Annotated in this window: 7 protein-coding genes; 3 read left to right on the forward strand and 4 right to left on the reverse strand. The window is 38.7% G+C overall.

The annotated features are described in order from the left end of the window. Positions 1-18: 18 nt before the first annotated feature. Positions 19-1,305, reverse strand: coding sequence for a kynureninase (gene kynU, locus V7083_RS06695; protein ID WP_335476606.1), 1,287 nt, complete (start codon positions 1,303-1,305; stop codon positions 19-21). Between the two features lie 169 nt (positions 1,306-1,474). Between kynU and V7083_RS06700 the strand changes: the two genes are divergently transcribed. The 3 genes from V7083_RS06700 to V7083_RS06710 all read left to right on the forward strand — a co-directional run bounded on the left by V7083_RS06700 (position 1,475) and on the right by V7083_RS06710 (position 3,947). Then, positions 1,475-2,089, forward strand: coding sequence for a TetR/AcrR family transcriptional regulator (locus V7083_RS06700; RefSeq protein WP_335476607.1), 615 nt, complete (start codon positions 1,475-1,477; stop codon positions 2,087-2,089). Between the two features lie 279 nt (positions 2,090-2,368). After that, positions 2,369-3,382 (forward strand): biotin synthase BioB, encoded by a 1,014-nt coding sequence (bioB, locus tag V7083_RS06705; RefSeq protein WP_335476608.1) that lies wholly within the window; start codon positions 2,369-2,371, stop codon positions 3,380-3,382. A gap of 343 nt (positions 3,383-3,725) precedes the next feature. Next, positions 3,726-3,947: a hypothetical protein gene (locus V7083_RS06710; protein WP_335476609.1), complete on the forward strand. Its 222-nt coding sequence runs from the start codon at positions 3,726-3,728 to the stop codon at positions 3,945-3,947. Positions 3,948-4,111: 164 nt separating this feature from the next. Here V7083_RS06710 and V7083_RS06715 read toward each other — a convergent pair whose 3' ends face one another. Genes V7083_RS06715 through V7083_RS06725 form a run of 3 tightly spaced genes read right to left on the reverse strand, consistent with a single transcriptional unit; the run spans position 4,112 to position 6,793 of the window. Next, on the reverse strand, positions 4,112-5,185 hold the full coding sequence (locus tag V7083_RS06715; protein ID WP_335476610.1) for an ABC transporter substrate-binding protein: 1,074 nt from the start codon (positions 5,183-5,185) through the stop codon (positions 4,112-4,114). Next, the gene (locus tag V7083_RS06720; protein WP_335476611.1) at positions 5,182-5,988 is read right to left on the reverse strand and encodes an ABC transporter permease; all 807 of its coding nucleotides are present in this window, start codon (positions 5,986-5,988) and stop codon (positions 5,182-5,184) included. The genes V7083_RS06715 and V7083_RS06720 overlap by 4 nt, the downstream gene beginning before the upstream one ends. A gap of 1 nt (position 5,989) precedes the next feature. Then, positions 5,990-6,793 carry an ABC transporter permease gene (locus tag V7083_RS06725; protein ID WP_335476612.1) on the reverse strand — a complete coding sequence of 268 codons (804 nt, stop codon included), beginning with the start codon at positions 6,791-6,793 and terminating at the stop codon, positions 5,990-5,992. Positions 6,794-6,844 lie beyond the last annotated feature (51 nt).

Consider the following 6,844-nt stretch of genomic DNA (forward strand, 5'->3'; position numbering starts at 1 on the left):
TTAAAAAAATGAAACAGGTTATGCCACGACTTCACGTTCATTGGCAAATTTCTCATATAGCTTTTCGGTCATAATCTTTTTGAGAATCTGAACGGCTTTCCAAACGTCTTCATAGGAGGTATAGAGAGAAACTGGTGCGAGTCTGATGACATTCGGCGCCCGGAAATCCGGAATAACCCCGTTTTCTTTTAATGCTTTGCAGATCCTGGCAGCTTCACGATGCTCAAGACTTACATGTCCGCCACGACGGTAATCCTCTCTAGGGTTGCCAATTTCAAACTCCATTCCAGCTAATTCTTCCTCTAGTAATCTCATAAAATAGTGATTGATGTGAAGAGACTTTTGACGGATTTTCTCCATACCGGCATCTGCGAAAATTTCTAATGAACCCATTAACGGAGCAAGACTTAAGAGGTGAGGTGTTCCAATTTGATAGGCAGAAGCAGTATTAGCAGGAGTAAAGTTATGTTCTAAATCAAATTGCTTCTCTTTATCAGACCCGAACCATCCGGCTAATCCCGGCGCTGTGCCAAAATGCTTTCGATTTACAAACAAGCCTCCGACTGCACCTGGTCCACCATTTAAGTATTTATAATTGCACCAATACGCGAAATCTACATCCCATTCACTAAAAGAATGAGGTATTGCACCAATAGAATGGCATGCGTCGAATCCAATCATAATATTTCGTTTATGGGCTTCTACTGTTAAGCGTTTCATATCTAAGATTTGGCCACTGCGGTATAAAACAGTTGGGAGAATCACAAGTGCAACATCATCACACATGGCGGCAATAATATCATCTTCAACTAAGAATCTGCCGTCCTGGCTTTTTACACGGATCAGATGAACATCTGGATCCAATCCATGTATGTTTAGTTGACTCTTGAGTGCGTATATATCACTGGGGAAATTTAACTCATCCGCCACAATTTTGGTGCGGGAACCTTTTGGTTTATAAAATGTGGCAAGCAGTTGATGAAGATTAACAGTTGTGGAACCGCTTACAATAACTTCATCTGCGGATGCACCAACTAATGGAGCAATCATTTCTCCTAATTTTTCAGAAAGGTTAAACCATGGTTGTTTTCCTTGTGTCCAGCCATCAATGCCATACTCTTTCCAATCCTCAAGTGTATCTAATAGTGCACGTTCGGCACGTTTTGAAAGCAGTCCTAATGAGTTCCCATCCATATAGATGGTATTCGGTTGAAGGTAAAACTCTTTTCGAAATCTTGCTAATGTGTCTTCAGAGTCCAACTTTTTAGCAAAATCTAATGTTAGGGAAAAATCATGTAAGTCCATATTACTCCTCCTTACTAAGGTTTTTTCTAGTGAATCATAACAAGGAATGTGACACGGTGTCAATATTATATATCAGAAAATTAATAATGTTTTCACAGATAAGGATGATACTTTTCATTTTTGCAAATTCCCACTATGCTAGAAGAAATAGGATCAGGGAGGAAGGAAATTGGCTGATCAGGAAGTAATCGATAAACGACATTTGCGATCCTTGAAGACAAGACAAAAGTTATTGGAGGCAGCTAGAGAAGTATTTTTAAAAGATGGGTTTCAAAAAGCGACGATCACTCAAATGATAAAAAAAGCTAATATTGGGTACGGAACAGCCTATGTTCACTTTGAAGGAAAAGAGGACATCCTCATTGTCCTAATGGAGGATGTGATGGAGAAATTCTATGAAATAGCCGAAATTACCTTTTTTCCAACATCAAAAGAGGAAGCAGAGCAAATCATTAAAGAGCAGGCAACGGCTTTTTTAAAGATGGCAGAAATGGAACGTAACATGATGCAAGTATTTGAACAGGGAATTGGCATATCAACTGCTATTGCCGACAAGTGGAAAACCATTCGAGAAAAGTTTATTCAAATCATTTCAAAGGATATTGCCTATGCCCAACACAAAGGGTTAGCAAGATCGGAATTAAAGCATGAATTGGTGGCAAGAGGATGGTTTTTCATGAATGAAATGTATCTTTGGGAAATAGTTCGAAATGAGCGGCAGGATTCAATAGAAGAAATAGCAGAAACAATAACGTCTGTTTATACTAAGGGGCTATATTTATAAGCCCCTTTAAAAAAGGGCAAAAAAAAGGATTGGTTGAGAGAACCAATCAAAAATATGGGAAGTTTTAAGAAATGAGTTCCGTGAACTTATTTCCTAATTAAGTTACCTTTATCATATAGAAAACTTATGTAGAACCTATAGGGAAGTTATGTGGAATTTGTGAAGATGGAGTACTGAATTTTTTTCCAAAAATAGTTTATTTCATGGTTTTCTTGTTTTATAATTTAATATGTTAACTTATAATTTAAAATGGTTAACATATTATTCGGAGGTGATGAAATGAATTGGACAGAGCTTGCTAGAAAGGTTCTTGATGGTTACTCACTATCAAAGTCAGAAGCGAAAGAAATTTTGCTGGCAAAAGATGACGACATTCTGTCTCTTGTGAATGGTGCATACGAAATTCGACGGAACTACTACGGTAAGAAAGTTAAACTAAACCTAATCATCAATGCCAAGAGCGGCCTTTGTCCGGAAGATTGCGGCTATTGCTCTCAATCTATTAAAGCAACCACAGAAATAGAAAGGTATCCGCTTATTAGTAAACAAACGATTGTGGAAGGTGCTAAAGAGGCAAAGAAGAATAAAATTGGTACATATTGCATCGTTATGAGTGGGCGCAAACCGACCAATAATGAAGTGGACACGGTTATCTCTGCAGTCCAGGAGATTAAAAGTGAAGTAGACCAGATCAAAATTTGCGCTTGCATGGGATTGGTATCGGAGGAACAGGCTATAAAGCTGAAAGCGGCCGGGGTGGACCGATTTAATCATAATATAAATACGAGCTCCAATCATCACACTAACATTACAACAACTCATGATTATGATGATCGAGTTACTACCATTGAAAATGTGAAGAAGGCGGGGATCTCCCCGTGCTCAGGTGTCATTTGTGGCATGGGTGAAACAGATGCCGATATCGTAGAAATGGCTTTTGCCTTAAAGGAGCTAGATGCGGACTCCATTCCAGTTAATTTTCTTCATCCAATTAAAGGCACAAAACTTGAGGGCATGGATGATCTAACCCCCATTCGCTGTTTGAAAATTTTATCCCTATTCCGTTTTATTAATCCGACCAAGGAAATTAGGGTCTCGGGGGGCCGAGAATTCAACCTGCGTTCCCTTCAAAATCTAGGTTTGTTCATTGCCAATTCTATTTTTGTCGGCGATTACTTAACCACGGCAGGTCAAGGCAGTAATGAAGACCTTCAATTAATCCAAGATCTTGGTTTTGAAATCGAAGAAAATCCGTTTGAAACAGAAAGCCAAACCTTTGTCAGCACCCTATAATAAAAGACCCCCTTTTTCCAAGACAATTAGAAAAAGGGGGTCTTTTTACAAAAAAAATAGATTGGTGTCGGCACCAATCAAAATTATGGGAAGTTTTAAGAAATGAGTTCCGTGAACTTATTTCCTAATTAAGTTGTCTTTATCTTATAAAAAACTTGTGGGGATTTTAGGGGGAAGTTATGTGGAAGTTGTGAAGATGGAATCTTTTTGATGAAAAGGTACTTTTCACTTTTCATATTTTTCCACTGATATATAATAGGATTAACAACGTTCACAAAATTGTTGAAAATTAATCTTGATACCATTTAAATAGTTAAAAAAGGAAATAGAGGAGTTGTTTATCATGATGAGAGCAGCCGCTGCGGGTGTTTTGGGATTTATCCTCATTTTTATAGAATCAATGATCGTCATGAAGCTAAAGGGAATGGAAACCATTGAATTCGGAGGAATCACCCCATTTATCAATATATGGGCGATGAACTTCTTCTTCGTCTTCGCTATACTAACCCAGTTAACCAACTGGTACACCAACAAAACCCAATTCGAAGAAGATAACAGCTACTAGAAGAAATTCCAGCATACATAAATAAATAAATAAATAAATAAATAAATAAAGACAGTCCGAAACTTGGACTGTCTTTTCCACGTGGACAATTGTACACGAGCGGTGCCAGGCACCGAACTGACACCGAACTGACACCGAACTGACACCGAACCTCATACGGCCCGCTACTTGCTGTGCATTTTGAATTGCAGGAATAGTTCGTTGTAGTAGGCTAGGTTCTTTTTACCGAGGTTTTTGTAGACCTCGAGTTTTTTGGTTAGGTTAGGCGATGGGTAGAAACGTTTATCGTCTGTGATTTCTTTAGGCATATGTTTTAGGGCAGCCTTGTTAGGTGTTGAGTAGCCGACGTATTCGGTGTTTTTGGCTGCTACTTTTGGGTCAAGCATAAAGTTAATGAATTTATGGGCTGCATCGATGTTTTTGGCTGTTTTTGGGATGACCATGTTGTCAAACCAAAGGTTGGAACCTTCTTTAGGAACGACATAGTCCAAATTCTCGTTATTAGACATAATCTCTGAGGCATCTCCCGACCAGACCAAGCCGATTGAAGCTTCCTCATTGGCAAGCAGCATTTTAATTTCGTCACCGACAATCGCTTTTACATTTGGCGTCAATTTATTTAGTTTGTTTTTTGCCTCAAGTAAATGTGCTTTATTCGTATCATTCAATGAGTATCCCAAACTATTTAACCCCATGCCCATTACCTCGCGGGCCCCGTCAGTGAGCAATATTCTATTTTTAAACTCCGGTTTCCAAAGGTCGTTCCAGCTAGTGATTTTTTCTCCACCAAGCATTTTAGTATTGTAGACAATCCCGACCGTTCCCCAGAAGTAGGGGATAGAGTACTTATTATTAGGATCAAACGGTAGGTCCATAAACCGTTTATCAATATTTTTTAAGTTTGGGAGCTTAGAATGATCCAAAGGGATTAGTAAATGCTCGTGGCGCATTTTATCAATCATATATTCTGATGGAACAGCAATATCGTAATTCGTTCCGCCTTGTTCTATTTTGGTCATCATTGCCTCATTGGAATCAAATGTTTCATAAATGACTTTAATGCCTGTTTCCTTCTCAAACTTCGTAATGAGTTCCTCGTCAATATAGTCGCCCCAGTTAAATACGGTCAATGTATTGCTTCCAGAGTAGCCCTGCGATGTATTTAAACTGGAAATGGTATATAGCAAAATGGCGGATACAGCTGCAATGACGATAAAAAAGCGAATCAGACTCTTCATTGTTTGCGAACCCCCATTCCACTCAACTTGGTTCGCTGACTAATAAAATAGTAAATAACCACTAGCAGCATCGTGAATACAAAGAGCAGGGCAGATAGGGCGTTAATATTCAATGAAATACCCCTACGTGCTAAGGAATAAATTTCCACCGATAACGTCGAAAAACCGTTTCCGGTTACAAAAAAAGTTACCGCAAAGTCGTCAAACGAATACGTTAACGCCATAAAAAAACCTGCGAATATCCCGGGTGAAATAAACGGGATCATTACCTTTGTCAGAACGTTCCAGCTGTTCGCCCCTAGATCACGTGCCGCATCGATTAGCGAAGGACTCATTTCCATTAATTTAGGCAGCACCATTAACACAACAATGGGAATGCTAAACGCAATATGGGAAAGCAGCACAGAATAAAAGCCCAGTTTAATTCCCACCATGGTGAATAAAATCAAAAACGACGCACCAATAATGACATCCGGACTGACAATTAACACATTGTTTAACGATAGCAGCGTATTTTTTGTTTGCCGTTTCTTCGCCAAGTAAATGGCCAATGCCCCGAGAACTCCAATAACGGTTGAAAAAAGAGCGGATAGCAAGGCAACAACAATGGTATTAAGTACAATAATCAACAGCCTTGTATCATGAAATAGCTCCCTGTACCAATCCAAGGTAAATCCTTTAAAGTCGTACATGGTATCCCCGCTGTTAAAGGAATAAAAAATAAGAAAGAAAATGGGTGCATACAGGATAAAAAAGATGAATACTAAAAATACTTTTGATAACGGAGAGATTTTTTTATCCAACTTACACACCTCGCTTTCGCGTATCGGTCGCGACCATGATTAGCACCATAATGATGATTAAAAACACGGCAATTGTCGATCCCATACCCCAGTCTTGAGTGACTAAAAAATGCTGCTCAATTGCAGTTCCAAGTGTTATCACCCGATTTCCGGCAATTAACCTTGTCAACATGAACAGAGATAATGCCGGTATAAATACAACTTGGCAGCCTGATTTGACCCCGTCCAGCGTTAGTGGAAAAATAACCCGGCGGAATGTAATCCATTTAGAAGCGCCCAAATCGCTGGCTGCATCCAAAAGTGTCGGATTCAATTCATCCAAAGCGTTAAAAATTGGCAGTATCATGAATGGAATAAAAATGTAAACGGAAACAAAAATAAAGCTGAAATCCGTAAATAAGATTTGCTTCGAACCCACTCCAATAATCTCCAATAAACTGTTCGCTACCCCGTAGGTACCAAAGATTCCAAGGAAAGCATAGGCTTTCAACAGCAAATTAATCCAAGATGGAACAATGATTAATAATAGCCATAATTGCTTATGTTTGGTTTTCGTTAACAGGTAAGCCGTTGGATAAGAAACGAGCAAAGTCAATACTGTGATTAAAATTGCATACCAAAATGAACTGAATGTCATTTTTAAATAGACTGGTGTAAAAAACTTTTGATAATTAACGAACGAAAAATGGCCTTCAATATCGAAAAAAGAGTAATAGAATACAAGAAAAATGGGTGCAATGACAAAAAGAATAATCCAAAGAAAATAAGGAATCGAGTATAAATAGCGAGAACCTTTATTCTCCATGGCGTTCTCCATCCGCATAGATTTCTAATCGACGGTCGAATTCTTCTTCAG

It is taken from the genome of Bacillus sp. JJ1764 (genome assembly GCF_036962145.1).
Lineage (GTDB): Bacteria > Bacillota > Bacilli > Bacillales > Cytobacillaceae > Neobacillus.